Source organism: Bradyrhizobium sp. 186, assembly GCF_023101685.1.
In the GTDB taxonomy this organism is placed as follows: domain Bacteria; phylum Pseudomonadota; class Alphaproteobacteria; order Rhizobiales; family Xanthobacteraceae; genus Bradyrhizobium.
Genome location: NZ_CP082164.1, coordinates 1,267,654 through 1,292,805, shown reverse-complemented (window position 1 = coordinate 1,292,805; position 25,152 = coordinate 1,267,654). Strand labels below are relative to the sequence as shown.

The 25,152-nt window shown below is 62.4% G+C and carries 23 protein-coding genes and 2 pseudogenes; 15 read left to right on the top strand and 10 right to left on the bottom strand.

Translation table 11 applies throughout. The features are described 5' to 3' along the window. Nucleotides 1–37: 37 nt before the first annotated feature. Both IVB18_RS05890 and IVB18_RS05885 read left to right on the top strand, forming a co-directional pair. A complete protein-coding gene (locus IVB18_RS05890; protein WP_346732609.1) occupies nt 38–199 on the top strand; it encodes a hypothetical protein in 162 nt (53 codons plus the stop codon). Nucleotides 200–980: 781 nt separating this feature from the next. Next, nucleotides 981–1,400 (top strand): hypothetical protein, encoded by a 420-nt coding sequence (locus tag IVB18_RS05885; protein ID WP_247988302.1) that lies wholly within the window; start codon nt 981–983, stop codon nt 1,398–1,400. Nucleotides 1,401–1,433: 33 nt separating this feature from the next. On the opposite strand, the gene IVB18_RS05880 is transcribed toward IVB18_RS05885, so the two are convergent. Then, nucleotides 1,434–1,640 (bottom strand): cold-shock protein, encoded by a 207-nt coding sequence (locus tag IVB18_RS05880; RefSeq protein ID WP_247988301.1) that lies wholly within the window; start codon nt 1,638–1,640, stop codon nt 1,434–1,436. A gap of 275 nt (nt 1,641–1,915) precedes the next feature. Between IVB18_RS05880 and IVB18_RS05875 the strand changes: the two are divergent. Then, nucleotides 1,916–2,494: pseudogene (locus tag IVB18_RS05875) on the top strand (IS630 family transposase); the annotation flags it as partial. Nucleotides 2,495–2,690: 196 nt separating this feature from the next. On the opposite strand, the pseudogene IVB18_RS05870 reads toward IVB18_RS05875, so the two are convergent. After that, nucleotides 2,691–3,228 (bottom strand): annotated as a pseudogene (locus IVB18_RS05870) (HipA domain-containing protein); the annotation flags it as partial. Between the two features lie 420 nt (nt 3,229–3,648). Between IVB18_RS05870 and IVB18_RS05865 the strand changes: the two are divergent. Beyond that, a complete protein-coding gene (locus IVB18_RS05865) occupies nt 3,649–3,975 on the top strand; it encodes a hypothetical protein (protein WP_247988300.1) in 327 nt (108 codons plus the stop codon). Here the strand turns inward: IVB18_RS05865 and IVB18_RS05860 are convergent. Continuing rightward, the gene (locus tag IVB18_RS05860; protein WP_247988299.1) at nt 3,920–5,278 is read right to left on the bottom strand and encodes an integrase arm-type DNA-binding domain-containing protein; all 1,359 of its coding nucleotides are present in this window, start codon (nt 5,276–5,278) and stop codon (nt 3,920–3,922) included. The two genes, IVB18_RS05865 and IVB18_RS05860, sit on opposite strands and share 56 nt — an antisense overlap. Before the next feature lie 851 nt (nt 5,279–6,129). Between IVB18_RS05860 and IVB18_RS05855 the strand changes: the two genes are divergently transcribed. Both IVB18_RS05855 and IVB18_RS05850 read left to right on the top strand, forming a co-directional pair. After that, nucleotides 6,130–7,200: a hypothetical protein gene (locus IVB18_RS05855; RefSeq protein ID WP_247988298.1), complete on the top strand. Its 1,071-nt coding sequence runs from the start codon at nt 6,130–6,132 to the stop codon at nt 7,198–7,200. 24 nt (nt 7,201–7,224) lie between these two features. Beyond that, complete coding sequence (locus IVB18_RS05850) at nt 7,225–7,524, top strand: hypothetical protein (protein ID WP_247988297.1); 300 nt, start codon at nt 7,225–7,227, stop codon at nt 7,522–7,524. Nucleotides 7,525–7,789: 265 nt separating this feature from the next. Here the strand turns inward: IVB18_RS05850 and greA are convergent, their stop codons facing one another. Both greA and IVB18_RS05840 read right to left on the bottom strand, forming a co-directional pair. Continuing rightward, nucleotides 7,790–8,272 (bottom strand): transcription elongation factor GreA, encoded by a 483-nt coding sequence (gene greA / locus IVB18_RS05845; protein ID WP_247988296.1) that lies wholly within the window; start codon nt 8,270–8,272, stop codon nt 7,790–7,792. Nucleotides 8,273–8,368: 96 nt separating this feature from the next. Continuing rightward, the gene (locus tag IVB18_RS05840) at nt 8,369–8,854 is read right to left on the bottom strand and encodes a hypothetical protein (protein ID WP_247988295.1); all 486 of its coding nucleotides are present in this window, start codon (nt 8,852–8,854) and stop codon (nt 8,369–8,371) included. Between the two features lie 159 nt (nt 8,855–9,013). Between IVB18_RS05840 and IVB18_RS05835 the strand changes: the two genes are divergently transcribed. Both IVB18_RS05835 and IVB18_RS05830 read left to right on the top strand, forming a co-directional pair. Then, nucleotides 9,014–10,195 carry an IS110 family transposase gene (locus IVB18_RS05835; RefSeq protein ID WP_247983422.1) on the top strand — a complete coding sequence of 394 codons (1,182 nt, stop codon included), beginning with the start codon at nt 9,014–9,016 and terminating at the stop codon, nt 10,193–10,195. Nucleotides 10,196–10,720: 525 nt separating this feature from the next. Then, on the top strand, nt 10,721–11,671 hold the full coding sequence (locus tag IVB18_RS05830; RefSeq protein ID WP_247991566.1) for an IS110 family transposase: 951 nt from the start codon (nt 10,721–10,723) through the stop codon (nt 11,669–11,671). A 641-nt stretch (nt 11,672–12,312) separates the two neighbouring features. On the opposite strand, the gene IVB18_RS05825 is transcribed toward IVB18_RS05830, so the two are convergent. Then, nucleotides 12,313–12,651, bottom strand: a complete 339-nt coding sequence (locus IVB18_RS05825) for a hypothetical protein (protein WP_247988294.1) — start codon at nt 12,649–12,651, stop codon at nt 12,313–12,315. A gap of 266 nt (nt 12,652–12,917) precedes the next feature. On the opposite strand from IVB18_RS05825, the gene IVB18_RS05820 reads away from it, so the two are divergent. Both IVB18_RS05820 and IVB18_RS05815 read left to right on the top strand, forming a co-directional pair. Continuing rightward, entirely contained in the window at nt 12,918–13,151 is a 234-nt protein-coding gene (locus IVB18_RS05820; protein WP_247988293.1) for a DUF3551 domain-containing protein, read from the top strand. A gap of 335 nt (nt 13,152–13,486) precedes the next feature. After that, nucleotides 13,487–15,022 carry a heme peroxidase family protein gene (locus IVB18_RS05815; RefSeq protein WP_247988292.1) on the top strand — a complete coding sequence of 512 codons (1,536 nt, stop codon included), beginning with the start codon at nt 13,487–13,489 and terminating at the stop codon, nt 15,020–15,022. Between the two features lie 186 nt (nt 15,023–15,208). On the opposite strand, the gene IVB18_RS05810 is transcribed toward IVB18_RS05815, so the two are convergent. Then, nucleotides 15,209–15,727, bottom strand: a complete 519-nt coding sequence (locus tag IVB18_RS05810; protein WP_247988291.1) for a hypothetical protein — start codon at nt 15,725–15,727, stop codon at nt 15,209–15,211. Between the two features lie 184 nt (nt 15,728–15,911). Continuing rightward, entirely contained in the window at nt 15,912–17,459 is a 1,548-nt protein-coding gene (locus IVB18_RS05805; protein ID WP_247988290.1) for an acetolactate synthase large subunit, read from the bottom strand. Between the two features lie 268 nt (nt 17,460–17,727). Between IVB18_RS05805 and IVB18_RS05800 the strand changes: the two genes are divergently transcribed. Continuing rightward, the gene (locus IVB18_RS05800) at nt 17,728–18,306 is read left to right on the top strand and encodes a L,D-transpeptidase (protein ID WP_247988289.1); all 579 of its coding nucleotides are present in this window, start codon (nt 17,728–17,730) and stop codon (nt 18,304–18,306) included. A gap of 84 nt (nt 18,307–18,390) precedes the next feature. After that, the gene (locus IVB18_RS05795) at nt 18,391–19,206 is read left to right on the top strand and encodes a DUF2927 domain-containing protein (RefSeq protein WP_247988288.1); all 816 of its coding nucleotides are present in this window, start codon (nt 18,391–18,393) and stop codon (nt 19,204–19,206) included. A 199-nt stretch (nt 19,207–19,405) separates the two neighbouring features. On the opposite strand, the gene IVB18_RS05790 is transcribed toward IVB18_RS05795, so the two are convergent. Together IVB18_RS05790 and IVB18_RS05785 are read right to left on the bottom strand one after the other, a co-directional pair. Next, nucleotides 19,406–20,212: a class I SAM-dependent methyltransferase gene (locus IVB18_RS05790; protein WP_247988287.1), complete on the bottom strand. Its 807-nt coding sequence runs from the start codon at nt 20,210–20,212 to the stop codon at nt 19,406–19,408. 113 nt (nt 20,213–20,325) lie between these two features. Beyond that, entirely contained in the window at nt 20,326–21,453 is a 1,128-nt protein-coding gene (locus tag IVB18_RS05785; RefSeq protein WP_247988286.1) for a threonine synthase, read from the bottom strand. A 386-nt stretch (nt 21,454–21,839) separates the two neighbouring features. On the opposite strand from IVB18_RS05785, the gene IVB18_RS05780 reads away from it, so the two are divergent. The 3 genes from IVB18_RS05780 to upp all read left to right on the top strand — a co-directional run bounded on the left by IVB18_RS05780 (nt 21,840) and on the right by upp (nt 25,128). Continuing rightward, the gene (locus tag IVB18_RS05780; protein ID WP_247988285.1) at nt 21,840–23,096 is read left to right on the top strand and encodes a GTP cyclohydrolase II; all 1,257 of its coding nucleotides are present in this window, start codon (nt 21,840–21,842) and stop codon (nt 23,094–23,096) included. Between the two features lie 6 nt (nt 23,097–23,102). Then, nucleotides 23,103–24,341, top strand: a complete 1,239-nt coding sequence (locus tag IVB18_RS05775; RefSeq protein ID WP_247988284.1) for a URC4/urg3 family protein — start codon at nt 23,103–23,105, stop codon at nt 24,339–24,341. Nucleotides 24,342–24,498: 157 nt separating this feature from the next. Further along, the gene (gene upp, locus IVB18_RS05770; protein WP_247988283.1) at nt 24,499–25,128 is read left to right on the top strand and encodes a uracil phosphoribosyltransferase; all 630 of its coding nucleotides are present in this window, start codon (nt 24,499–24,501) and stop codon (nt 25,126–25,128) included. The last annotated feature ends 24 nt before the right edge of the window (nt 25,129–25,152 follow it).

Below are 25,152 nucleotides of genomic sequence, written 5' to 3'. Positions count from 1 at the left end.
CTCTCCAAACCACCCGCCCGACCCCGACCGCCTCAAAGTGGCGGCCGATCAGGCCATTGAAGCTTGCGGCGGGGATGCGCGCGAGGCGGTGAAGGCGCTCATTGTCGCGAACGAAGAGCGGCGACTAGAAGAGCTTGCCTCGCCCGGTTACGCACGCGGCCGATTGCTGCCGCGCGATCGCGGTGATCACGAAGCCTAAAGGCTGTCAGCAAGACACGCCGTTATTCCGATCTAGCGCTCAAGTGAGAACAAGTCGTCACGAGCAGCATGGTTCGGCTACATTGCCACTCGGATCCCAGCATTGGTTCAAACACTTGGCGAGGATTGCCGATTGCCATAGTGGTACCAGCCGCCGCCAGAACAACGGCTGTCAGTGCGAGCATTCGAGAGGTCGTCCAATTAAACTTCATGGCGCTTCCCTCCAGTTGAAGCGCGGACACTAGGCTTGGCAGTACCTGCCGCTTGTGAACTACTTCACACGGTCTTTCCCAACGTCATCACACGTGCGTGCCTCGGCGCCGCAAGGATAGGCCAGGCTGAGCCCCGCGTTAGATGTCGTCGATCGGAATGCGACAGACGTTCTTTCCCATCTCATCAACGACAGATATCGAACAGTTGCGCCCAACCAGATGGGGCCGCGAAGTGCGCAACGAGCGCGCTCGTTTGATCGCCTCGATCTGGGCGACGGTTTCGTCCAGCAGATCGTGCTCGCCGTGATCAGAGACGATGCTGGTATCAATTAGCTTGAAATGGAATTTCGGCATTGGGAGAGTGTAGCTGCAAAATTGTTGCGCGGAGGCTGTTTCGGCTGCCTGATGGGATCAACCCGCTCGGCGAGGAAACCTGGCTCCGCCTTGCTGTCGAGTGGCAAAAGCTAAGCTGAGAATCGAATGAGGTATAAAAGCCCCTTGCGTAAGTAAGGTCGCCGGATTGATTTGCGTCACCTCCTAAGGAATGATTGCCCGCCATAGGAGCAGGTCATGCCCGCGTACCTCGTCAGAACGATCGAAGAGCATGACTTGGTGGGCGTATTCTACGCTTCGAATCCACTTGAGCTCGCATTCCTGATCGACGAAGTCCTAGATCCAGATGGTTGCGAGTACCGAAAGCTGAGTCGAGGGGGCGTGATCTGGGAGGGGCCAGCCGTGCAAATTCCCTTGCCTCGCAGCAAGGACGACGACACCTCACCTGACGGTATCCCGTGGAAAGACGCTCGGTTCACTGAAGTTTGGGGTTACGACGCGCTGTACAAAAAAGCTCGCTGGAGAAAAATGGAGTACACGGTGGAGGATCTCTACGGCATTGATCCCGAAACGCCCGACCCAGAGCGTCCACCCCGTCCGACTACAAGCGCATCGCGACCGCCAGGCAAAGTGCTGCCCTTCAAGCGACGCCTGTGAATATGGGGTGGGTACCGGCGATCATGGCGAGGGTCAGACGCGTAGATTTTCCGCGCTGCTCTTTCCGCGCTTCCGATCGACCTGCACCTCGTAAGAGACCTTCTGCCCCTCAGCCAAGCCCGATAGGCCCGCGCGCTCCACCGCGCTGATATGCACGAAGACATCCTGCCCGCCGTCATCGGGCTGGATGAAACCAAATCCCTTGGTCGCGTTGAACCACTTCACAATGCCTGTCGGCACGTCCGCCTCACCTGAGCAAATGACAACAGCCTAAGTCGACACCCAAGACCCGGCAAGGGCAATATGAACCGGCTGCTCGTTCTCTTTAATTTCTAGGCGAATCAGATTCCTATGAGCTGAAGCCAAGGGAGGCGGGCAAATGAAGCTGTTTTTCACCAGTAGCGGCACCACACCCGTGCGGGGCTGCGAGCTCTGCTTGCAGCCCATGAGGTTCTTGGGTGAGCACGCCAATGCCGGCTGTTCAGGTGCGACGATTGCGCCCTTGTCAGCACGGAAATCCGCCCGAGCATGCCATCGTGCTCTCGGTGGACGAGAAGAGCCAAATCCAGGCTCTCGATCGCACCGAACCGGGTCTGCCCCTGAAGAAGGGGCGCGCCGCCACCATGACCCACGACTATAAGCGCAACGGTACCACCCCCCTGTTTGCCGCCTTCGATGTGCTCGAAGGCAAGGTCATTGGACGCTGCATGCAGAAGCATCGGCATCAGGAGTTCATCCGCTTCCTCAACCAGATCGAGGCTCAAGTTCCGGTCAAAAAGGCTGTCCGCGTCGTCCTCGACATTTTTGCCACCCATAAGTACCCAAAGGTCCGCAAATGGATCGATCGCCATCCGCGTTTCACCTTCCACTTCACGCCCACCTCATCCTCGTGGCTCAATGCCGTCGAAGGATTCTTCGCCAAGCTCTCCAGACGCCGCCTCAACGCGCGTCTTCCGATCGGTCCGCGAACTCAAGGCCGCCATCAACCGCTTCCTCGACGAAACCAATAGTGATGCAAAACCCTTCACATGGACCGCAGACCAGACAAAATCGTAGCCGCCGTCAAACGAGAGCACCAACTGTTAGATTCGATCCACCAGGACGAGGTCGAGAAACGACCTGTCTCCTCTGCGCTTGGCAGCGGACAAGAGGTCGCCTTCGAGAACAAGCCGTCGCGTGATTGGCAAGATGCCTGGAAGGCTGGCTAGGAAATCCGTCAGGGACGCATCCGTAAAAACGTCACTTATACGATGGGAATCGGGTCATGTACATTTCGAGGACTGCCGCCCCCTAAGGGTCAAGGATTGGTACCATTTCGTCGATATGTGCATCGATCCGCTCGAGAACCTGCCCAGGCACGACGTCGCGTTCTGGAAGAACTGACCACTTGTCGCGCACGGCCGCCGCGGTCTCAGCTACAGCGGTTACCACTGCCCCTTCTGGAAGACGGCTGCGGTTCGCGAAATTACGCCAGCGCTCTGGAGTCAGAGCCTTGAATGACTTTTCGCCCGTAAGGCTCAATGCTAGACCATCTTTCGGGATATAGGGAACTGTTGAGAGCACGTCGTAGATTGGCGCCAACGTAGGCGTCCGTCCGTCTCCAGGATACAGTAGCGACCAATTCTTCAGATGCATGTCGCCATTGCCCGTGATCGCGGTGAGCGCAAGACGACGGACAAATTCGATCGCGGAATCGAACGAGACGCCGCTGTTCAGCGCGGCCGCAATATTGTGATACGCTGCACCAGTATATTTCTCGGATGGATAGCGGCCGAAGAACCTGTGCAAAGTCCTCCATATGCACGCGCGCTCAATCGGCGCCGCGATCTGGCGCCGAGCAAGTCCGTATCGCCAAGTCAATTCCGATGTCCGCCAACCCGCCTCGATGTAGCTGCGAAGCGTCGAACCACCTATCAGTTCGTTTTTCAGCATTCTTCGGCATGCTTCCCATGACGGCCAATAGCCTGCGGGCGTGACCGGCCGCTGACGTGGCCCCTCGCAGGGCCGCAATGCGAGCGGAGTGGTCTCGGCTACCTACCAGCAACTTTTCTTCTATTCGCGTTGATATCCAATCCTACGACGCGCAATTGACGTGTTCCTATGCAACATCAACCGGAGCATGATGGTCAAATCGGCGGCACTCGACAGGCAAAGTTCGACGACTGCGTTGATTCTCTTGACGTTCCGCCCAAGAAGCGACCAGGCGATTACACAAGAGCCTCGCTCGCTTCAATCGTGAGAGTTGACGATGGGCCACTCGAAGGAGACGCTCCGCATCATGAAGCGACCTCGGAAGAATCGTGGCATGCCGCCGCCCGCGACGTTCGATATCGATTCGCTGCCGGGCAGCTCAAATTTAACGGCATTAGAGACGGCCGCTGTGATCCGGCGCACGCCTGGAGCCCTGGAGCTATGGCGGCGCAATCCGAACCACCCGCTGAAATGGCGCTACGTCGATGGCCGCCCGCTTTACCGAGTCGATGCGGTGCGCGACTATCTGGCCGGACGCGATAAGACAACTAAGTCGTCGCAGCCGCATAATGCTCGCGAAGACGGCCAAGCAATTCGGCCTTGATGGGATCGAGCGGATTCGTCCGCTGCAGGCGCACGACCTTGCCCCCCCGTTTCGCGCCGACCAACTCCGCGATGTAGTCATGAGCAGCTTCGAACGCCATCTTGCGGATGATCCACTGTTCGTCGTGATTGTAGACCTGATCGATCCCGCGCGGCTTTTGCCCAACACACAACCGCTGGATTTCGTTGTCATAGCCGCAGCGTGACATGATGGTTCGCAAGCTGCGCCTTAAGTCATGCATTGTGAACTTGGCGACACCCGCTTCCTTGACCAGGCGGTCGACCAACTTTGTGAAGCCCGACATCTGGCCGCCGGTCTTCGGTGACGGGAAGACATAGTCCGACGTCGCACGCTGGAAATGTTTTGCGGCCGTAAGCACCTCGTCAACGAGGTGGGTGCGCGGCACGTCGTGGTAAAGGCCCATCTTGGTCCATGCTGCATCGAAAGTGATGCGGTCATCCATGAGGTGATTTTGCCACTCGATCATGGCTGGCTCGCTGCGGCGCGGGCCACCAAGTAGGCACATTCGTGTCAATAGCCCAAACGTCCCAAGCTTGCCGGATGCGTGCCAGACTTTGATGATCTCATCGTCGGTCAGCGCCCGGCCCTTCGTTCGGCGCCCGACCCGCTGCGCGCGCGTCTCCTTGGGCACGCGATAGCCGGCGAGTACGTTGTGCTCGACGTAACCTTCGCCGACGCACCATTCGAGGAACGTGTGCGTGTGCTTGCGCAAGTCCTTTGCTGCGCCGCGCTTGCCGGTCTTGCCGATCCTGTCCACCGCCGCCATGATTTGCCGTCGCGTGAGCTCGGCGATGGCGAGGTCGAAATGATCTTTCAGACCGCGTCGGAGTGCCGACATGGCCGCTTTCCAGTTGACGACCTGGCGCCCGGTCAGGGACATTTCGTAGGGGCCATCTTCAACGATCAGGGTCGCCAGTGTCGTGCACTGCCGCTCGGCCAGCGCTTGCCGCTTCGCCTCGCGCTTGACCTCATTGGGATCGATCCCAATGACCACCTCCCCAGCGACGACGGTGGCGGCCCTGCGCGCGGCCTTCTCATTGAATTTGGGCCATGCACCCAGCGTCTTGCGTTGGGTGCCTTTCGTCCCAGGCTTTGTGAACATGAAGACCCAGGTCCTGCCACCAGTCGCGCGCATCCTGATCGCGAGCCCCGGCTGCTCTGTGTCGTGCAGATAGTGCTGCGATTTGCCCGGCGGCAGCGTCGCCGCACGGATCGCCGCGTCAGTGAGTCTCAGGTAATTCGTCGTTCCTTCAGCTCTGAGAGATTCTTTACTCTTTTCCATCATTTGTGCTCTCGCTCCCTTGCGCCCTGAGACGGGTCGAGGCGCGATCCTAGAAGAAATGGACCACAAGCCATTGCCTCCACGTTCCCAGTTTGTGTGCCCTAAGGGAATTCCTCCGAAGGGCACAGCACGGACATACAAAATGTGGTAAGGCCAACTGAGGCCAAGGATGGTCCAATATGGGCACAACTCTTTACCTTACAAGGACTTTTACAATAAGACTATGGCTGGATTAGGTTGGCTACAGTCCACCAATTGTGGTTCACACGGGAGAGGTCCAAGGTTCGATCCCTTGTGCGCCCACCATTCATTCTCCTGAACCACACTGATTGCTGACCATCGTCGGCGCTTGGCAGCGTTCGGGGGACCATCTCATCAAAAATGTCGAAACAGCCCCATGCACAGTAGCCGACGCAAGCGGAAACAATGGATTGCGGCTTTTCCGAACTCAGATTTGACTCGTCGGGCAAAACAGCGGCCCGATGCTAAGATCCGGAGAGAGGAGCCGCCGCAGATCAGACCGCACCTGAGGTTTACGCCGGCATTGTCGGACCAAGGGCGCATAGCTCGGCGGGAAAGCGTTCGCTTCCAGGTCCATGGTGCGATCTCATGTGCGCCCACCATCAAAGACGAGGCGGTCAGACTAGGCGAAGTTGAAGTCCGCTTGCCCCCAATAGCTTCGCAAAACGAACATATCCCGTGGGTCCGGGTTAGCCAAAGCGGGCATCGCGCGGCGTTGCTGTCATTCTGATGATGTCCGAGCCAAGCCGCGCTAGTGATTATTGTGCAATTGGCTGCAATTCAACTCCGACGAGTGTCGTTTTTTTACTACCACCGCTCACAATTGCCGGATGATTTTCATCGCCGCAGCTCAGTCCAGCTTCAACAAAGCGATTGGCTTTATTTTGCTTTCGCTCGCTTTCGTGTTGCCGTCCAGCTCGGCCTATCCGCAGGGCTTCAATCTCGACAAGTGGAACCGAGGCTTCTATCTCGCGGCCTCGGTCAAGAACGCGGCCATCTTGGTGAGATCCAGCAGGACGGAGAACATGCAGCTGCTGCTAGTGGATTTCGATTCCGGAAAGCGAGCCAAGCTCAAGAGCGAAGGATCGCACCTCCTGTCCCCTTATCTGTCGCCGGACGGAGGGCGCTTACTGTTCTTGCGAGAGCTTCTCGGTCGCAAGGGCACCGAATTGGTGTCCTGTAACACCGCCAGTCTCGCATGCCACGTCGTTTTCAGAAGCGCAGGCTCTCTCCACTCCGCAATTGAGGTTTCGGGGAACCGGATTCTTTACGTTTCGAGCCCATATGTCACGGGAGGCGATGGCCGCGTCAGACTTAGCCGCAACGACATCTGGATATTTGATCCCACCACGGGACCTCGGCAACTAACAGACTTCAAACTGTATGAGTTAGATTCGTTAGCCGTGGCGCAGAACCAGATCTATTTCTCGGCCTATGGTCCATCTCGTGACAGGCCCATAATTCCGCAGCCCAACCCGCTTGCCGATCAGCAAAGCAGCATTTTCCGGCTTCCATACGATCCCGAAAAGGCGACAATCGACTCGCCGTCCCGGATGATGACCCCGCTATTTGTGTCAGCGGGTATAGCCAACTATCCGACGGCGTCGGTCGATGGTTCGCTGGTCGCATTTCTCAGAACGAGGACAAACACTAGCCCCTATCACTACAACCTCGTGATCGTGGACCAGAGCAGCAACAGCGAGCAACTGATCGAGTCTCCTGGCTTGGGATCCTCTCGACCCGTAATCATTGATCACGAGGTTTATGCCAGCGTTACCGGGGAAGATCGAACCCTGATCCAAGTCAATCGCCAAGGTGAGCGCTCGATGAAGACACTCGCCGATATTGACGATGCATCGATTGCTGGTGCCGCGGCAACTGAATTGAATATCGATCCGTAGCTCGGATCGGTAGGAGGTTGCCCCATGTTTGTGATTGCAGTCCTTTGGGTGGTGCTGGCTTTGGTGGCCGCATGGGGGTCTCTGCATTTCGCGCGACGTGACCCACGCCCAACAACTTGGATGAAAATGGGCATTGCCGGCTGTCTGCTGTCTGCAGCGGGCACAGCACATCTCTGGCTCCGCGGTGATATTGTTGGAGAAGGTTTGCTAGGACATTTCCTGCTGCTCGCCTTTTGGGCGCTGACCGTCTTTGGTGTGCCTCTATGCCTCGGGTCGATAGTCGGTGCGCTGGCAGGGATGTACAAGCGGGCGGCAAACCTCTGATTCAACGAAGACATTAACGGGAACGCCGACAGACCGCTCCCAAAGAAAGAACGGTCGTCAATTTTGTATTTACCGAAATCGTCGACGTGCGAAAATAAGTGCCAGCACTCGACGAGTGTTCAAAATAACCTATTATTGTAGACCATTCTGAACACGGCGTCCTACTTCACACGGGAGAGGCCCAAAGTTCGATCCCGTGTGCGCCCACCATCAAGCTTCTCGTCCAATGTCATGCCTCGTTGAGGCTCGTACCTCGATCGCGTCCCTACGCAATCGACAGAATCTCGATCTCCTGATTGCCCGAACCGGTCACATCTGCGACGGCTTTCCCGATCAGCGACTTCGCGACCGGCGACACGAACGAAATCGAGCCGGCCTTTGGTTCGGCTTCGTCCTCTCCGACGATGCGATAGGTCTGCACGCGGCCGTCGGCGCGGCTGAAGGTAACCGTGCTGCCGAAGGCGACCGTATCGGTTGACGTTGGATTGGGGACCAGTTGCGCCGTGCGCAGTCGTTCAGTCAAATAGCGTGCGTCGCGCAAGGGGACCGCCGACTGCCGGCGTTTTTCGTTGACGTCCTCGATGCGCTGCGCGGCCTCATAGGCCTCGCGCGCTTCTCGAAGCTGCCGCTGCAACGCCTGCAGGCCCGCTTCGGTCACCAGGTTTGGATGCGGCGAGATCGAGCGGTCCGGCAACAGCGTCTCGGACGCAGTCTCGGCGCTCTCTTCTTTGGTAAAGGCGACGCTCAACTTGAGAATCCTGTCGAACTGTTTGGGTGACGGCGGCGCGTTCGCGCCGCGATCACCAGGGATTGCGCGCTGGACCAGCGCAGGCGATTGCCCGGACTATATCTCAAGTTCGACGAAACGGCGCAGCTTGAAGACGAGATCGGGTATGGCCTGGCGGAACCGCGTTGCATTCCGGAACGTGGTCGAGAACGGCGCGAACGTGATCATGGCGTTCCAATGCCGGTAGCCATAGACCGTGACCGAGGTGCCGGACGCGGGAAAATCATCCAGCTTGCGCAACTCACCGAGCACGAGATCGGCAATCGTCTCCGCAGGCAGCCGTCGTTTGCCGTCCGCTGTCGTAACGAATTGCGCGGGCGGCTCGATTGGCTTTGTGGAGGCCGGCGAGGCATTGGGCGCATCTTCGCGCTTCGACGCTGCCGCCTCGGAAATTGACGCTGCGACCGCCTCAAATCCGTTCGACGGCGCGGTCGGCGGAACGTCAGTGAGCGGAGGCGGCGCGATTACGTCTGCGCGCTTGCTGCCTCCCAGGATGCTGCTGATCATCGCCACCAGGCCAGCATCCTTCACGTCATCGCTCATTACGAACCCCCGAGGCTTTAGCTTACTCTAGCAGCGCGACCGTAGACCGCCACCGGAGGATCCGTCATTGCGAGTGTAGCGAAGATTCCATGGGGAGTGGATAGCGACCAGGTCTGAGGCCAGACTGAGGTTGCTGACCCCCTCAACCTGGAGACGACGATGTTGCTCGATCATCCTTCCGACGGACCGACCGCTATCCGGACGCAGTTTGGCGCAATTTTTGTGTCTTTGGAACTGAGCCGTTCGACGTGGGTGATTACGTCACTTTCGCCTGGTACGGGCGAGAAGATGTCCAGGCACAGCGTCACGGCCGGCGATACGGCTGAGCTGATGAAGCTGTTTGCGGAACTCAGGCGCAAGGCGGAGGCCAGGACCCGCGAGAGCTATCCGATCATCACGATCCAGGAAGCTGGGCTGGACGGGTTCTGGCTGCACCGTGTTCTGCAACAGAACGGCATTGAGAGCCACGTGGTCGATCCCGCCTCGATTGCGACGTCGCGACGGCGGCGGCGGGCCAAGACTGACAGGCTCGATGGCGAGGCGCTGTTGCGGGCGCTTCTGGCCTACAAGCGCGGCGAGCCGCGGGTCTGTGCGATGGTGGTTGCGCCCTCGCCTGAAGAGGAGGACCGGCGCAGGCTGTGTCGCGAACGAGCGACGCTGATCGCCGAGCGCATCACGCATGTGAACCGGATCAAGGGTCTTCTGTTCGCGCAGGGGATATCCGACTACGTGCCGCTGCGGCGCAATCGGCGGGCGCGGCTTGAGGCCTTGCGCACGGGCGACGGGCGGGAGCTGCCTTCGCATTTGAAGGCGCAGATCGGCCGCGAGCTCGATCGGGTCGAACTGCTTCTGGAACAGATCAAGGCGGTCGAGGCCGCGCGAGATGCTCTGCTGGCCGCAGCCCGGAAGCCTGCAGACAAGAACGCTGCAGACAAGGTCGCGCCGGATCCGGTGGCGATGCTGCTGGCCTTGAAAGGGCTCGGCGCCAACTTTGCGGCCGTGCTCTGGTCGGAGGCGTTCTACCGGCAGTTCTCCAACCGCCGCCAGGTCGCCGCCTATGCGGGGCTTGCGGCGACGCCGTGGCAAAGCGGAGGCATCCGGCACGAGCAGGGCGTGTCGAAGGCCGGCAATCCCAGGCTGCGGACCACAATGATCCAGCTCGCCTGGCTGTGGATACGTCACCAGCCGCAGTCGGCCCTGACGCGCTGGTTCAAGGAGCGAAGCCCGCAAGGCCGCAAGCGCGCGATCGTGGCGCTGGCGCGCAAGCTTCTCGTGACCTTGTGGAAGTATGTCACCGCGGGCGAGACCATCGAGGGGGCCGTGATGAAGCCCGCCGCCTGATCCGGACCGCACCAAGCGGCGTGCTTCGCCGCCCGCGCGCAACGAAAGAACCATAACCCATCTGCCGAGGCCCGATCAGTCTCGGAAGATCCGGGTGGACGAACCGATGGATTGCATGGCTTCAAACGCCGCAACGAAGAATGGCCTCGTCCTCTCGAGCCTGCCCGCCGCAAGCGGAATCGTGGTGCAGTCGCCTTGTGCGACGACCGAATGTGAGTTTGATCTGGCAAGCAACCCAGATCGTCGAACCGGCTCGACCCTTGGATCGCAAATGCGAGGATGGCAGATGCCCTGACAGAACCGCCAACGCGAGGAGCTCCTATCGGCCCAACGCACCAAGCATGATGGCGTGCTCGCTCAACTCAAGGCCAAGCCGCTTCGCGGCGGCCCTAACAGGCCGGCCTTGACTTGATCTGCGCGCGCCATCCTGCAGAACCCGCGGTCGGGACGAAGAGGTGGCTGCAGTCGAACAAAAAGGTGACTGCTCATCCTTGACACACACATTCCCCATGTGAGAGCTATCCGATCATCACGATCCAGGAAGCTGGGCTGGACGGGTTCTGGCTGCACCGTGTTCTGCAACAGAACGGCATTGAGAGCCACGTGGTCGATCCCGCCTCGATTGCGACGTCGCGACGGCGGCGGCGGGCCAAGACTGACAGGCTCGATGGCGAGGCGCTGTTGCGGGCGCTTCTGGCCTACAAGCGCGGCGAGCCGCGGGTCTGTGCGATGGTGGTTGCGCCCTCGCCTGAAGAGGAGGACCGGCGCAGGCTGTGTCGCGAACGAGCGACGCTGATCGCCGAGCGCATCACGCATGTGAACCGGATCAAGGGTCTTCTGTTCGCGCAGGGGATATCCGACTACGTGCCGCTGCGGCGCAATCGGCGGGCGCGGCTTGAGGCCTTGCGCACGGGCGACGGGCGGGAGCTGCCTTCGCATTTGAAGGCGCAGATCGGCCGCGAGCTCGATCGGGTCGAACTGCTTCTGGAACAGATCAAGGCGGTCGAGGCCGCGCGAGATGCTCTGCTGGCCGCAGCCCGGAAGCCTGCAGACAAGAACGCTGCAGACAAGGTCGCGCCGGATCCGGTGGCGATGCTGCTGGCCTTGAAAGGGCTCGGCGCCAACTTTGCGGCCGTGCTCTGGTCGGAGGCGTTCTACCGGCAGTTCTCCAACCGCCGCCAGGTCGCCGCCTATGCGGGGCTTGCGGCGACGCCGTGGCAAAGCGGAGGCATCCGGCACGAGCAGGGCGTGTCGAAGGCCGGCAATCCCAGGCTGCGGACCACAATGATCCAGCTCGCCTGGCTGTGGATACGTCACCAGCCGCAGTCGGCCCTGACGCGCTGGTTCAAGGAGCGAAGCCCGCAAGGCCGCAAGCGCGCGATCGTGGCGCTGGCGCGCAAGCTTCTCGTGACCTTGTGGAAGTATGTCACCGCGGGCGAGACCATCGAGGGGGCCGTGATGAAGCCCGCCGCCTGATCCGGACCGCACCAAGCGGCGTGCTTCGCCGCCCGCGCGCAACGAAAGAACCATAACCCATCTGCCGAGGCCCGATCAGTCTCGGAAGATCCGGGTGGACGAACCGATGGATTGCATGGCTTCAAACGCCGCAACGAAGAATGGCCTCGTCCTCTCGAGCCTGCCCGCCGCAAGCGGAATCGTGGTGCAGTCGCCTTGTGCGACGACCGAATGTGAGTTTGATCTGGCAAGCAACCCAGATCGTCGAACCGGCTCGACCCTTGGATCGCAAATGCGAGGATGGCAGATGCCCTGACAGAACCGCCAACGCGAGGAGCTCCTATCGGCCCAACGCACCAAGCATGATGGCGTGCTCGCTCAACTCAAGGCCAAGCCGCTTCGCGGCGGCCCTAACAGGCCGGCCTTGACTTGATCTGCGCGCGCCATCCTGCAGAACCCGCGGTCGGGACGAAGAGGTGGCTGCAGTCGAACAAAAAGGTGACTGCTCATCCTTGACACACACATTCCCCATGTGAGCAATCCAGAGTCTCTCCGCTGTGGCAGGCTGGATTGCTTCGTCGCAAGGGCTCCTCGCAATGACGGGGAGAGGGCCGCACCAGGCAGATGGTGCGCACAGGCGGCTCGCGCCGCCGTGGCGTCCGTCACTGCTTATCGAACGGAACGTATTGCTGGTACTGCTTGGGCACCGAGCTGCGGTAGCGCGCGGGAACGGTGCCGCTGTCGACCGAATGATCGATCTCCTGCTGCCGAGTCATCTTCTTTTTCGCCGGCTTCTTTGAGGCGCTCCTCTTGGAGTCGGACGGCTGGCTCGATGTGTCGGTGGTCGCGCTCGGCGTCGTTGTCGTCGCAGCCGGCGCGGTCGTCGTGGCAGCCGGTGCCGCGGCTCCGCCGGCGGCTGGAGCGCTCTGCGCCAGCGCGAGCGGTGTTTGCATGATAAGCGCCAGCGCTGCTGTCGCAGCCAGCAAGTATGGCCTTTGCATCAGATCCTCCAAAAATACCTATCCGAATGACGCAAGCGTAGTCCTCCGGGATCGACGCGTGCAAGTGCGCCCACGATAGGCTGGAACCCGGGAGTGGACTGTGGCCGAGATCACATAGCAGGCCAAAGCCTGCGTCATGATGTGGCTCATCGCGAACGCAGCGCGCGCCGCCGACACCAAGGCAGGCACGACATGCATCAGAGGGCCCTGGAACGCGAAGGCTCGGCTGATATTTTCCCATCCACCCGTTCTCGAAGGAGTCTGAAATGCGCCGCACCATCCTCACTCTCGCATCGCTCGCAGCGCTGGCTGCCGCGACATTCCCGGCAGCCCAGGCATATCCGGCTAACGACAGATATTGTCTGCAGGGCCGCATCTGGGGCTATCCCGGCAACTGCCAGTTTGCGAGCTATCAGCAGTGCCTCGCCACGGCCTCAGGCACCTCGGCCTATTGCGGCATCAATCCGCGCTACGCGTTCTCGCAACAGCGCTATTATTGAGGACGTGGCGGCGTGTGCACATGTTGCGCACGCCGCCACAATTTTTGCGTGAAGACGGTCCGCTTCACCGACAGTCCGGCGAATTGAGATGGCGTAGAGCCACTTGCGCCAATCGATGACGAGAATGTTATCCGTCATCGCTCCGGGAAGAATTTGCAAAGCACAGCCACAGCTTGTCCCCGACGCTTGCTTCGGGAACAGCGTCGACTTCGCGCGCCGGGCCGTCGGACGGCTTGTGGCTTCGCAACGCCGGGTCTAGCATCGCCTGCATATCCTTTTACGAACAACTTTAGCTTTAGTTATTTTCCGTCGTTACTTTTCAGGGAGGTGTTTCAATGAGCAGCCGCCACAGCATTATTCCGCGCGGTCTGAACGCGACCCGTTCGCCGCTTTCGCAAGGCCGCTTCGGCCGCATGTTCCGCAAGCTTACCCCGGCGAAATTCGGTCCGAACGACGCCGACAACGTCGCGAACCTTTCGGCGCTGGCCAACAAGATGGTCGCCGACTTCGATGGGCCGAAGGACGGGCCGGACGCGGAGGAGAGCGGCATTCCCGCGCTCTACACCTATTTCGGCCAGTTCATCGACCACGACATCACCTTCGACCCGGTGAGCTCGCTGACCAAGCAGCAGGATCCCGACGGGCTTGTCGACTTCCGTACGCCGGCGCTCGATCTGGACAATCTCTACGGCCGCGGTCCGAACGACCAGCCCTACATGTATGACGGGATCAAGTTTCGCCTTGGCGAGAAGCTGACCGGCGCCGGCGTGCCCGATGCCAGCGACCTGCCGCGCTTCAAGGGCCGCGCGCTGATCGGCGATCCCCGCAACGACGAGAACAGCATCGTCTCGCAGTTCCAGGCCTTGATGCTGCGCTTTCACAACCGCATGGTTGACGACAATGACAGCCTGTCGTTCGAAGACGTGCAGCAGCGCGTTCGATTCCACTATCAATACGTCGTGCTGAACGACTTCCTGCCGCGCATCGTCCACGCCAGCGTGCTGGACGAGTTGAAGACCGCAGGCAGCTACGACCGCAGCAAGCTCGCCCACTATCACTGGAAGACTTATCCGTTCATGCCGGTCGAGTTCTCGGTCGCGGCCTACCGGCTCGGGCACTCCATGATCCGCCCCGGTTATCGGCTGAACGATGCGGCCAACATGCTGTTGCAGATCTTTCCCGATCCCAACAATCCCGACAAGAACGCGTTGACCGGCTTCCGCGCCATGGGCCCGGGACGCGCGATGGACTGGGGCCGCTTCATCGATCTCGACACCCGCGCCTACGGCGTCGAGGACGACGACACCAATGCCGACAACAAGAGGCGGCTCCAGTTCGCCTATCGCATCGATGCGTCGCTGGTCGACCCGCTCGCCCACTTGCCGCCGGAAGTCGCGTCCAATCCATCGTCGCTCGCGCTGCGCAATCTCGAGCGCAGCTGGCGGCTCGGACTGCCGTCCGGCCAGGCGGTCGCCAGGGCGATGAATCTGACGCCGCTCACCGACGACGAGATCATCATCGGCAAGGCCGTCGACGAGGCGGGACCGGGCGATCCGCAAGTCAAGATCGCGACCATCGCGAACGGCGTGTTTGCCGGCAACTGCCCGCTCTGGACCTACATCCTGGCCGAGGCGCGGCAGTTCCAGACCGCCGTGACGATCCCGGCCACCGGTGCACCGGGCCCGATCAACACGCCGCAGCTCGGGCCGGTGGGCGGACGCATCGTGGCCGAAGTCTTCCTCGGCATGATGTTCGGCGACAATGCCTCCGTATTGTCGCTCGACCCGCAATGGGCGCCGGTGACCGGTCCCGATTTCCAGCTAAAGGATCTCGTGACCTATGCGCTGGGCCAGGGCGCCCCCCTGCATTGACGTTCCGTTGCGCTGGTCGCCCCGGCGCAATAAAGCGCGATGAGATGAGGATGAATCATCATCGCGCTTTAGATTGTTGTTTGAGCATGATCTTTTCGGAAAACCGCTTCGCACTTTTCCGGATCATGCTCGAGCCATCCGAGCAAAGGCCGCCCTGCCCCGTGCGGCCTTTGTTCACGCGACATCTCAATGCGGCGTACCTGATCCAATCTCCTCAAGCCGCGTCGCGAACCAGAGTGACAGCGGACGATCGACGACGCCGCCGACATAGACCTCCGATGTCGTCACATTGTGCTTGTCCAGCACCAGCAACACGCCGATCCAATAGGCGAACCAGACATGCGCATCGGTCAGCGCCATCAGCTTGTGCTGGTCGTGCTCGAGCGAGGTATGATTGCTTGCCTTGCGGATCTCGACAGCGAGCAGATTGTTCGGGATCTCGCGCTGGTGCACGACGACGTCGGGATAGATCGACTTTCCCAGATGATCGTCGGTGGAGATAATCGTGCCGTGCGGAAGATGCAGCGTGCGCTCGCCGAGCCGATCATAGTTGCAGTCGACCGCCCAGCCCGAAAACTGCCGCTCCAGATGAACGGCGAAGCGATGCGTGATCGTCCGCTCGCCGATGTCCTTCTCGAACAGGAATCCTTCGTGGGCGTAGAAGTCCCGGAGCGCCGCGACCACCTTGTTCAGCTCGGTCTGCATTTTGCCTCCCGATCCATTACGCGCCCTCAGTTGCGCCGTCACCAGACCCTCGTGGTGAGGAGCGCGGAACGCGCGTCTCGAACCATGAAGGCCCCTATCCCGCCTATGACCATCCTTCGAGACGCCCGCGTACCGCGGGCTCCTCAGGATGAGGGCCGGAATTCGCGGCGCAATCGACCAGACCTTACATCTTGACTTCGATCAGCCGCGGTCCGGGCTCGGCGACGGCTTCGGCCAGTGCCTTGTTGAACTCGTCGGCGTTGGTGACCGCGCGGCCTGGCACGCCCATGCCCTTCGCCAACGCCACGAAATCCAGCGTCGGCCGGTCGAGCCGGAGCATGTCGTTGGCGCGCTGGCCGGGCTCGCCGGCGCCGACATTGTCGAACTCGCCGCGCAGGATCTGGTAGATGCGGTTGGCGAACACGATGGTGACGATGTTGAGGTTCTCTCTAGCCTGCGTCCATAGCGACTGGATGGTGTACATCGCGCTGCCGTCGCCGACCATGCAGATCACCTTGCGGTCGGGACAGGCGATCGCGGCACCGATCGACAGCGGCGTGGAGAAGCCGATCGAGCCGCCCATGTTCTGGAGCCAGTCGTGCGGGGCGGCCGCGGCGGTCGGGGGGAAGAAGGCGCGGCCGGTGGTCAGCGACTCGTCGACCATGATCGCGTTCTCGGGGATCGCATAAGCGATCGCCTGCGCGATCGAGGCGTGGGTGAGCGCGCCGGTCGGTTTGACCGGCTCCTGCAAGGCCTGCGGCTGGACGTCCTTCGCGCTCGCCTTCACTGCGCCCGCAAGCGCCTCCAGCGCTGCGACCGAGTTCTCGCCCCAGGAGGTCATGCGATGCACCTCGCAGCCCTCGGGCTTGAGTATGCTCGGCTTGTTCGGATAAGCGAAGAACGCCACGGGATCGTCGGACTCGACCAACACGATGTGACGGAACTTCGCCAGCATCGGCAGCGCGTTGTCGATGACGTAGTGAATGCGATCGATCGAGAAACGGCCGCGGCCGCGCGCCATCTTGGGACGGAAGGTCGGGCCCATCACGGTGCAGCCGGTCTTGCCGGCGATGCGCTCGGCCAGCGCCAGCCCCTGCTCGCTCAGCGCGCTGCCGGTCATCAGCAACAGCGTGCCCTCGCCGTCGCCGTGCAGGATCTTGGCGGCCTGCTCGACCGCCTGCGGCGAATAGCTTGCGCGCTGCTGCTCGGCCGGCACCTCGGCGATGCCGTCAGCCTCGTTCCAGGCGGTGTCGGCGGGCAGGATCAGGGTCGCGATCTGCGGCGGCGCGCTTTTGGCGGCGGCAATCGCCGCGGCGCCGTCGGCGGCAACCGATTTGGAATCCGGCGAGGTGCGCACCCAGGACGACATCGGCCGGGCCAGGCCCTCGATGTCGGAGGTCAGCGGCGCGTTGAAGCCGATGTGGTAGACCGCGTGCTGGCCGACGATGTTGACGATGCCGGAATTCGCCTTCTTGGCGTTGTGCAGATTGGCAAGTCCGTTGGCGAGGCCGGGGCCGAGATGCAGCAGCGTCGAGGCCGGCGTGCCCTTCATGCGGAAATAGCCGTCGGCGGCGCCCGTCACCACGCCTTCGAACAGGCCGAGCACGCAGCGCATGCCGGGCACGCGGTCGAGCGCTGCGACAAAATGCATCTCGGAGGTGCCTGGATTGGAGAAGCAGACGTCGACCCCACCCTTGACCATCGTCCGCACCAGGCTTTCCGCACCGTTCATCCCAAGGCTCCCGCAACCGGCAATTTCCAACGATCCTTCCGATCAATCATTGTTCGCGGCTTCCGTCAAAGCAATAGCGGGCAAGGCTGCCCTGCCCGGCGTGACGACGCGCCGGTTTGGCTAATGCTTTTTTCGGTCAATTGGCGCGGCTTGCGAATTTGGTAACGCCAATCGTTAAGGATGACGGCCCTCACGGGGCCGTGGCTTGCGGAATGCCCGCAAATATGGCCTCTGGCTTTCGTTGAATCGAGTTTTGCTGGGGGAAACAATGATCCGGTTTTTTGCCGCGCCGATTGCCGCCATCGCACTGCTGTCGGCCACGGCGGGCGGCGCGTTCGCCGAAGAGTTCGACACGCGCGACATCATGGGCGGCGGCCCGAACTTCTTCCGCGGCGGTTCGAGCCCGATCCTCCGCACCACCGTCACCTATACCGGGACTTACGCGCCCGGCACGATCGTGGTGAACACCACCGAACGCCGGCTCTATCTGGTGCTCCAAAACGGCCAGGCCTTGCGCTACGGCATCGGCGTCGGCCGCGACGGCTTCCGCTGGGGCGGGGTGCACAGGATCACCGCCAAGAAGGAGTGGCCGGACTGGACGCCGCCGTCGCAGATGCTGGCTCGGCGGCCCGACCTGCCGCGCCACATGAAGGGCGGCATCGAGAATCCGCTCGGCGCGCGCGCCATCTATCTCGGCTCGACCCTCTACCGCATCCACGGCTCCAACGAGCCGGAGACGATCGGCCAGGCAGTGTCCTCGGGCTGCTTCCGCATGACCAATGACGACGTCAGCGACCTCTACGGCCGCGTCTCGGTCGGCACCACGGTGGTCGTGCTGAACAACTAGCCGGCGGGCCACAGCGGGAACCCGCAGGGCGCGTGAATTTGCGGTCTTGTGCGCGCGACGCGAATACGGCAGCGTCGCACAACGATGAGTGCACTGGACCCGCCCTCGCCTGGCCTTCGCATCGCCCTCTTGGCGCTCGCAGCGTTAGCATTCGCGCCTGACACCGCTACCATTGCCGTCGCGGGCGAACTGCCCGCGATCGCCGCACGCCAGCGCGCCGAGAAGAAGAGCTTTACCGACGGCGAGATCGTCGAGGGCTTTCTGAAGACGGCGTTCGGCGCCGAATACCACCTCGCCGGCCGCGTCGACCGCATCCGCAAGTTCGACGGGCCGGTGCGCGTGTTCGCCGAGAGCGACCGCGCCGACCGCAAGGCGCAGCTCGCCAAGGTCGTGGCCGACATCGCCAAGCACGTGCAGCATCTCGACATCGCCATGATCGACAGCAGCGAGGCGGCGAACGTGCGGGTGAAGCTCGTTCGCGACCGCGACCTGTTTCGCACCATTTCCAGCTTCTACGGCGCGGAGAAAGCGCGCGAGATCCGCACCTCGCTCGATCCGCAATGCCTGTCCGGCTTCCGCAAGAACGACAATTTCGAGATCGAGCATTCCGACGTCATCCTCACCGTCGACAACGGCGACTTCGTCTTTCTCGACTGCGCCTATGAGGAGCTGCTGCAATCGCTCGGCCCGATCAACGACACTACGAGCGTGCCCTGGACCATGTTCAACGACAACGTCTCGATGGGCTATTTCGACGTCTACGACCAGTACATCCTCAATTTGCTCTACGACCCCCGCATCAAGGCCGGCATGACCGTGCAGGAGGTCAAGGCGGCGCTCCCGGACGTGCTCGCGGACGTGCGCGAGTGGGTGAAGCGGGTGAACAATTTAGCAGAGTAGAAAGCTCCCTTCCTTCTCCCCTTGTGGGAGAAGGTGGCGCGAAGCGCCGGATGAGGGGTTCTATCCGGGATTCATATCTCACAATCCTGCATGCGGACAGAGACCCCTCATCCGTCTCGCCGCTACGCGGCGATCCACCTTCTCCCACAAGGGGAGAAGGGAAAAGCAGTCGCGATCACGGCTCCTTATCGCATCAGCCTCACACCTTCCTCGCCTTCGTCATCAAAAATTGCTGGCGCATCACGTTGTTGCCGCCGTCGAAATAATCCGAGATCAGCGCTTCGAATTCGGCACGCAAGCTCTTGAGCTTCTCCGGTTCGTCCTTGTACTCGGCGACGAGCTTGATCAGAGGTCCGATGGTCGCTTCCATGGTGCGGCGGAAGTGCTGCGGGCTGAGCGCGGAGGGCGTCATCATGTCCATCTCGAAGGAGAGGTCCTTCACCTTGCCCGCGAGGCGCTCGGTGACGATCCTCGGATCGCCCCACAAGACCGGCGATGCAACGCCCTCGGGCGGCGGCAAATGGCGCCCGATCAGCGCGAACATCCGTCCGACATAGAGATGCGGCGGCCAGGTGGAGAAGGCGATGGTGCCGCCCGGCTTCAACACGCGCAGCATCTCGGCAATGGTGACGTCAGGGCGCGGCGCGAACATGTGGCCGAACTGGCTGAGCACCACGTCGAATTCGTTGTCGCCATAGGGCAGGCTTTCGGCGTCACCTTCCTTGAAATCGACATCGAGGTTCATCAGTTGCGCATGTTCGCGGGCGCGTTCGATCAGGACCGGCGACAGATCGAGACCCCTGACCTTCGCACCGCGGCGCGCCGCCGTGATGGCAACGACGCCGGTGCCGCAGCCGACGTCGAGCAGCCGTTGACCGGCGGCAACCGCGGCGAAATTCACGAGCCTGGCCGCCGATGGCGTCGTGAACACTTCCATCGGCGTAAACAACGACCAGGCTTCCTTCTGGACTGCCTTGAAGCCGGCAAACGGGTCCTGTGCGGTCATGGAACTCTCCCTTCGATCGACATCGATCCTGATGAGGCTGGCGACGGTCGCCGAAGGTTCAAAAAAGAAGTCAATCCCGGCGATCGGCCGCATCAGAGCCGTTGAGCGCCCGGCTATTGCACGAGGTCGGCAACGGTGGTTGCGGCCTTGAGGCCGGTGCCGGTGAGGACCGCGACCGTGGTCTCGTTGGCCTTGATGGCTCCGGCAGCAGAGAGTTTTTCAAGTGCTGCAGCCGCGCTGGCGCTGGTCGGCTCGGCGAACAGGCCCTGCCGCGCGAGGCGGCGGAGCGCAGCGATAATCTCATCCTCGGTGAGCGCAACGGTGCCGCCGGCGCTTTCACGCAGCGCACCGATGATCTCGCGCAGGCGCAGGGGATTCTTGATGGCGGTGCCTTCGGCAATGGTCTTGTCGACCTCGCGCGTCACGGGCGTATCGACGCCGGCCTTGAAGCTCGCGTCGATCGGCGAGCAGTTTTGCGGCTGCGCCGCGAACAGGCGCGGCAGCTTTGCGATCTGGCCGGCCCTCAACAGCTCGCGGAAACCGAAAGCGCAGCCCAGGAGGCTGCTGCCGGCGCCGACGGGAACGATGACGTTGTCGGGCGCGCGGAAGCCGAGGTCTTCCCAGATCTCATAGGCGAGCGACTTGGTGCCTTCGAGGAAGAACGGCTGCCAATTGTGGCTGGCGTAAAAAGTCTGGTGTGACTGGCGGATGGCCTCAGCCTCCGACTCCTCGCGCGGGCCCTCGACGAGCTGCACCGCCGCACCATAGGCGCGCACCTGCGCGATCTTGGCCGGCGATGTGGATGCAGGCGCCAGGATCTTCACACGCATGCCGCCGGCGGCGCCGAGCCCGGCCATCGACGAGCCACCATTGCCGGAGCTGTCCTCCAAAATGGCGTCGACACCGATCTGCCGCAGGAAGGACAGCATCACCGAGGAGCCTCTGTCCTTGAAGCTGCCGGTGGGATTGAACCATTCGAGCTTGAACAACGGGCGCAGGTCACCCCAGGCCTGCGCGACCAGCGGCGTGCAGCCTTCGCCGAGCGTGATCGGATTTTTGATTTCCACCGGCAGCGCCGCGCGGTAGCGCCAGAGCGACCGCGTGCGGGGCTCGATCTCCTCGCGCGACAGCCCTGGCCCCGGCGTCACCAGCAGCGGCGTGCGCTCGTCCGAGCACCAGCGCGGCTGGTCGAGCGGATAGAGCTGTCCGTTGCGGGGGTCGACGTAGCTGGCGGCAGGCATGGCGGTCTCCAAGGTAAAGGCGATCTCTACGAGAGGTCTGATCGTACGTCTTGTCCAGAACTTGACGCCTCCCCCCGCGCAAACGATGCGCCGCCCCTTGAAAACAGAAAAAACAACAATATTTCAATTCCTTACACCGATCGCGCAGGCAGAATGGCCACGTCGGCCAGCGCAAGGGCGCGGCGTTCAGGCGAGCCCTGCCGGCTCGTTGAGGACGGAAATTTGGCAGCGAACGGCCCCGCTCGCGCATCACGATTAACTTGTCTGTCGCGGCTCGCCGCTACAATATGTCAGATTGATCTTGCGTCGCCAGTGTCCTGCGCCGGCAACGCGACCGAGCCAGGCCCGTCCGAGCGGCGGGCCGTTGGCTTTTTTGGAGTTTGGTCATGAGCCGCGCGAACCGTACCGACCACATCCGCCTCACCTCCCATCCAGAGCCGGGAAGGAAGGCCGCCTTCCCGATTCACTGGGGCGCCGCGGACGCGCGGGCGCGGGGACCGGTCATCGGCACGGTGTCGCGCGCGCAGGAGCGCAACGTGATCGGCAGTCATGGCGGATCCTACGCGATGTACCGGGCGCTCGCGGTCTCCGCCGGCGCACTCGACCCGATCCGGCGTCCCGATCTCACCAACACGTTTCCGGCGGCGACCATCGGCCCGTTTCCGCAATGGAGCGATCCGGCCAAGATCGTCGCGCTCGATCCCTGGGGTCATCTCGTCGCCGAGAATTTCCGCAAGGAGATTGCCGAGGGCTCCGACATCCGACCGAGCATCGCGGTGACGCGCGCGCGGCTCGACCTGCCGGAGATCCGCGAGGCGCTCGCCGCAAAACGGCTGCGTGCCGACGGCGACGTCGTGCACGCCAATGGCAGCGTGTCGGTGGTGAAGATCGCGATCGATCCGGTCTGGCACCTGCCCGGCCTCGCGGAGCGCTTCGGCACCAGCGAGACCGAGCTGCGGCGCACGCTGTTCGAGCAGACCGCCGGCATGTTCCCGGAACTGGTGACGCGGCCGGACATGAAGGTGTTTCTGCCGCCGATCGGCGGCACCACCGTCTACATGTTCGGCGACGTGACCAAGCTGCCCGACCATCGCACCCAGATCACCTGCCGCGTGCATGACGAGTGCAACGGCTCCGACGTGTTCGGCTCCGATATCTGCACCTGCCGGCCCTATCTCATCCACGGCATCGAGGAGTCCGCGCGCGGCGCGCAGGATGGCGGGCTCGGGCTCGTGATCTACAACCGCAAGGAGGGGCGCGCGCTCGGCGAGGTCACCAAATTCCTGGTCTACAATGCGCGCAAGCGCCAGGAGGATGGCGATGCGGCCGCCGCTTATTTCGAGCGCACCGAATGCGTCGCCGGCGTCCAGGATGCGCGCTTCCAGCAACTGATGCCGGACACGATCCACTGGCTCGGGCTGAAGCGCATCGACCGCTTCCTGTCGATGAGCGACATGAAACACGACGCGCTCACCTCGCAGGGCATCGACATCGTCGAGCGCGTGCCGATCCCGCCGGAGCTCATTCCGGCCGATGCCTATGTCGAGATCGCCGCGAAGAAGGCCGCCGGCTACTACTCGACCGATGTTGCGCCCGAGAAGGATGTGAACGGCGTGGTCGGGCGTTCGCTCGAGAAATACTGATAGGCGATGGCGGACGCTTTGGAACTGCAGGCACGTTCGCTGCTCACCGCAAAGGCGGTTCGCGCGCGTGCCGGCCAGATGCTCGAACTCGGCCTGCGCGACGGGCTCAAGCATTTCACGATCGACCTCGATCGCATGGATGGGGTCGCGGACGCCGTGCTCGCGGTCACGCGCCGGGCCTATCCCACGCTCGATATTCCCTTCCACGCGCGGTGGCGGCATTTTGTGCTTGGCGGCGTCGACCGCTGGGCGCGCCTTGCGGATGCCGCGGCATGGCCGGACCGCGCGGCGCGGGCGCGCGCGGAGTTCGACCTTGCGATCGTCAGCGTGCTGCTCGATGCCGGCGCCGGTGCAGCCTGGCGCTACCGCGACGCCGTGACGGGGGAAAGCATCGGTCGATCCGAGGGGCTTGCGATCGCAAGCCTCGACATGTTTGCAAGCGGCCTCTTTTCCGGCGATGCGCGCGCTCCCTTCAGGGTGGATGCGAACGTGATCGCACAACTTCCGGTCGCCGCGCTCACATCCGCGTTTCGGGTCATGGATGCCAATCCGCTGCTCGGCCTCGAAGGACGCACGGACCTGCTGCGACGTCTTGGCCGGCTGGTGGCGGGGCACGCAGAGGTTTTCGGCTTGCACGACACGCCGCGGCCAGGCGGCTTGTTCGATCACATTGCGGCGCAGGCGAACAACGGCACCGTCGCCGCGCCCGCCATCCTATCCGCGGTGCTGAACCAGCTCGGGCCGATCTGGCCGTCACGGCTTGAACTTGCCGGAATTCCGCTCGGCGATTGCTGGCGGCATCCGGCGATCGCGACCGACGATGCAACCGCGGGTCTCGTGCCCCTGCACAAGCTGTCGCAATGGCTGAGCTACTCGCTGATCGAGCCGCTCCAGCGCGCCGGCCTGGAGGTGACCGACATCGACGGCCTCACCGGACTTGCCGAATATCGCAATGGCGGCCTGTTCGTCGATCACGAGGTCCTGCGGCTGCGCGATGCCGCTGACGCCGAGCGCGCACACGCGGTGGACTCGCTGCTTGTCGTGGAGTGGCGCGCACTGACCGTCGCGTTGCTGGACCGGCTCGCCGAACTGGTCCGCGCGAAGCTCGGCCGCACGCCGGAGTCATTGCCGCTCGCCAGCATTCTGGAAGGTGGCACCTGGGCGGCGGGCCGGGCCATTGCCTTCGCGCGCCGACCCGACGGCGCGCCGCCGCTCAAGGTGATCAGCGACGGCACGGTATTCTAACCCCCTCCCCTTGTGGGAGAGGGTGCCTCGCGAAGCGAGGGGGTGAGGGGTTGCTTCCGCGGGAGTATCTCTCACTGGAGTTCACGGAAAGTACCCCTCATCCGGCGCTTCGCGCCACCTTCTCCCACGAGGGGAGAAGGAAGAAAGGCATCCGATCATGGAAGGCGTCACGGTCGTCGATCATCCGCTGGTCCAGCACAAGCTGACGCTGGTGCGGGACAAATCCATCTCGACGAAGTCGTTCCGCGAGCTGATCAAGGAGATCGGCATGCTCTTGTGCTACGAGGTGACGCGCGACCTGCCGCTCACCGACGTCGTCGTCGACACGCCGCTTGCGCGTATGCATTCGGCCAAGATCGCCGGCAAGAAGCTGGTGTTCGTCCCCATGCTGCGCGCCGGCACGACCTTCGTCGACGGCATGATGGATTTGGTGCCGACCGCGCGCATCGCGCATATCGGCCTCTATCGCGAGCCGCACAGTTTTGCAGCGGTCGAATATTTCTTCAAATCGCCGTCCGATCTTAGCGAGCGGCTCGCCATCGTCGTGACGCCGGTGGTCGCGACCGCCAACACGGCCGTGGCCGCAATCGACCGGCTCAAGGAGCGCGGCGCCAAGGATATTCGCCTGGCCTGCCTGATCGCCGCCCCGGAAGGACTCGAACGGCTGCGCGGATTGCACCCGGATGTGCCGATCTGGACAGCCGCGGTGGATGAGGGGCTCGACGAGAACGGTTTCATCCTGCCGGGCCTCGGCGATGCCGGCGACCGCGCCTACGGGACGAGGTAAGCGGAAGCTCAGACCTTCCCGTTG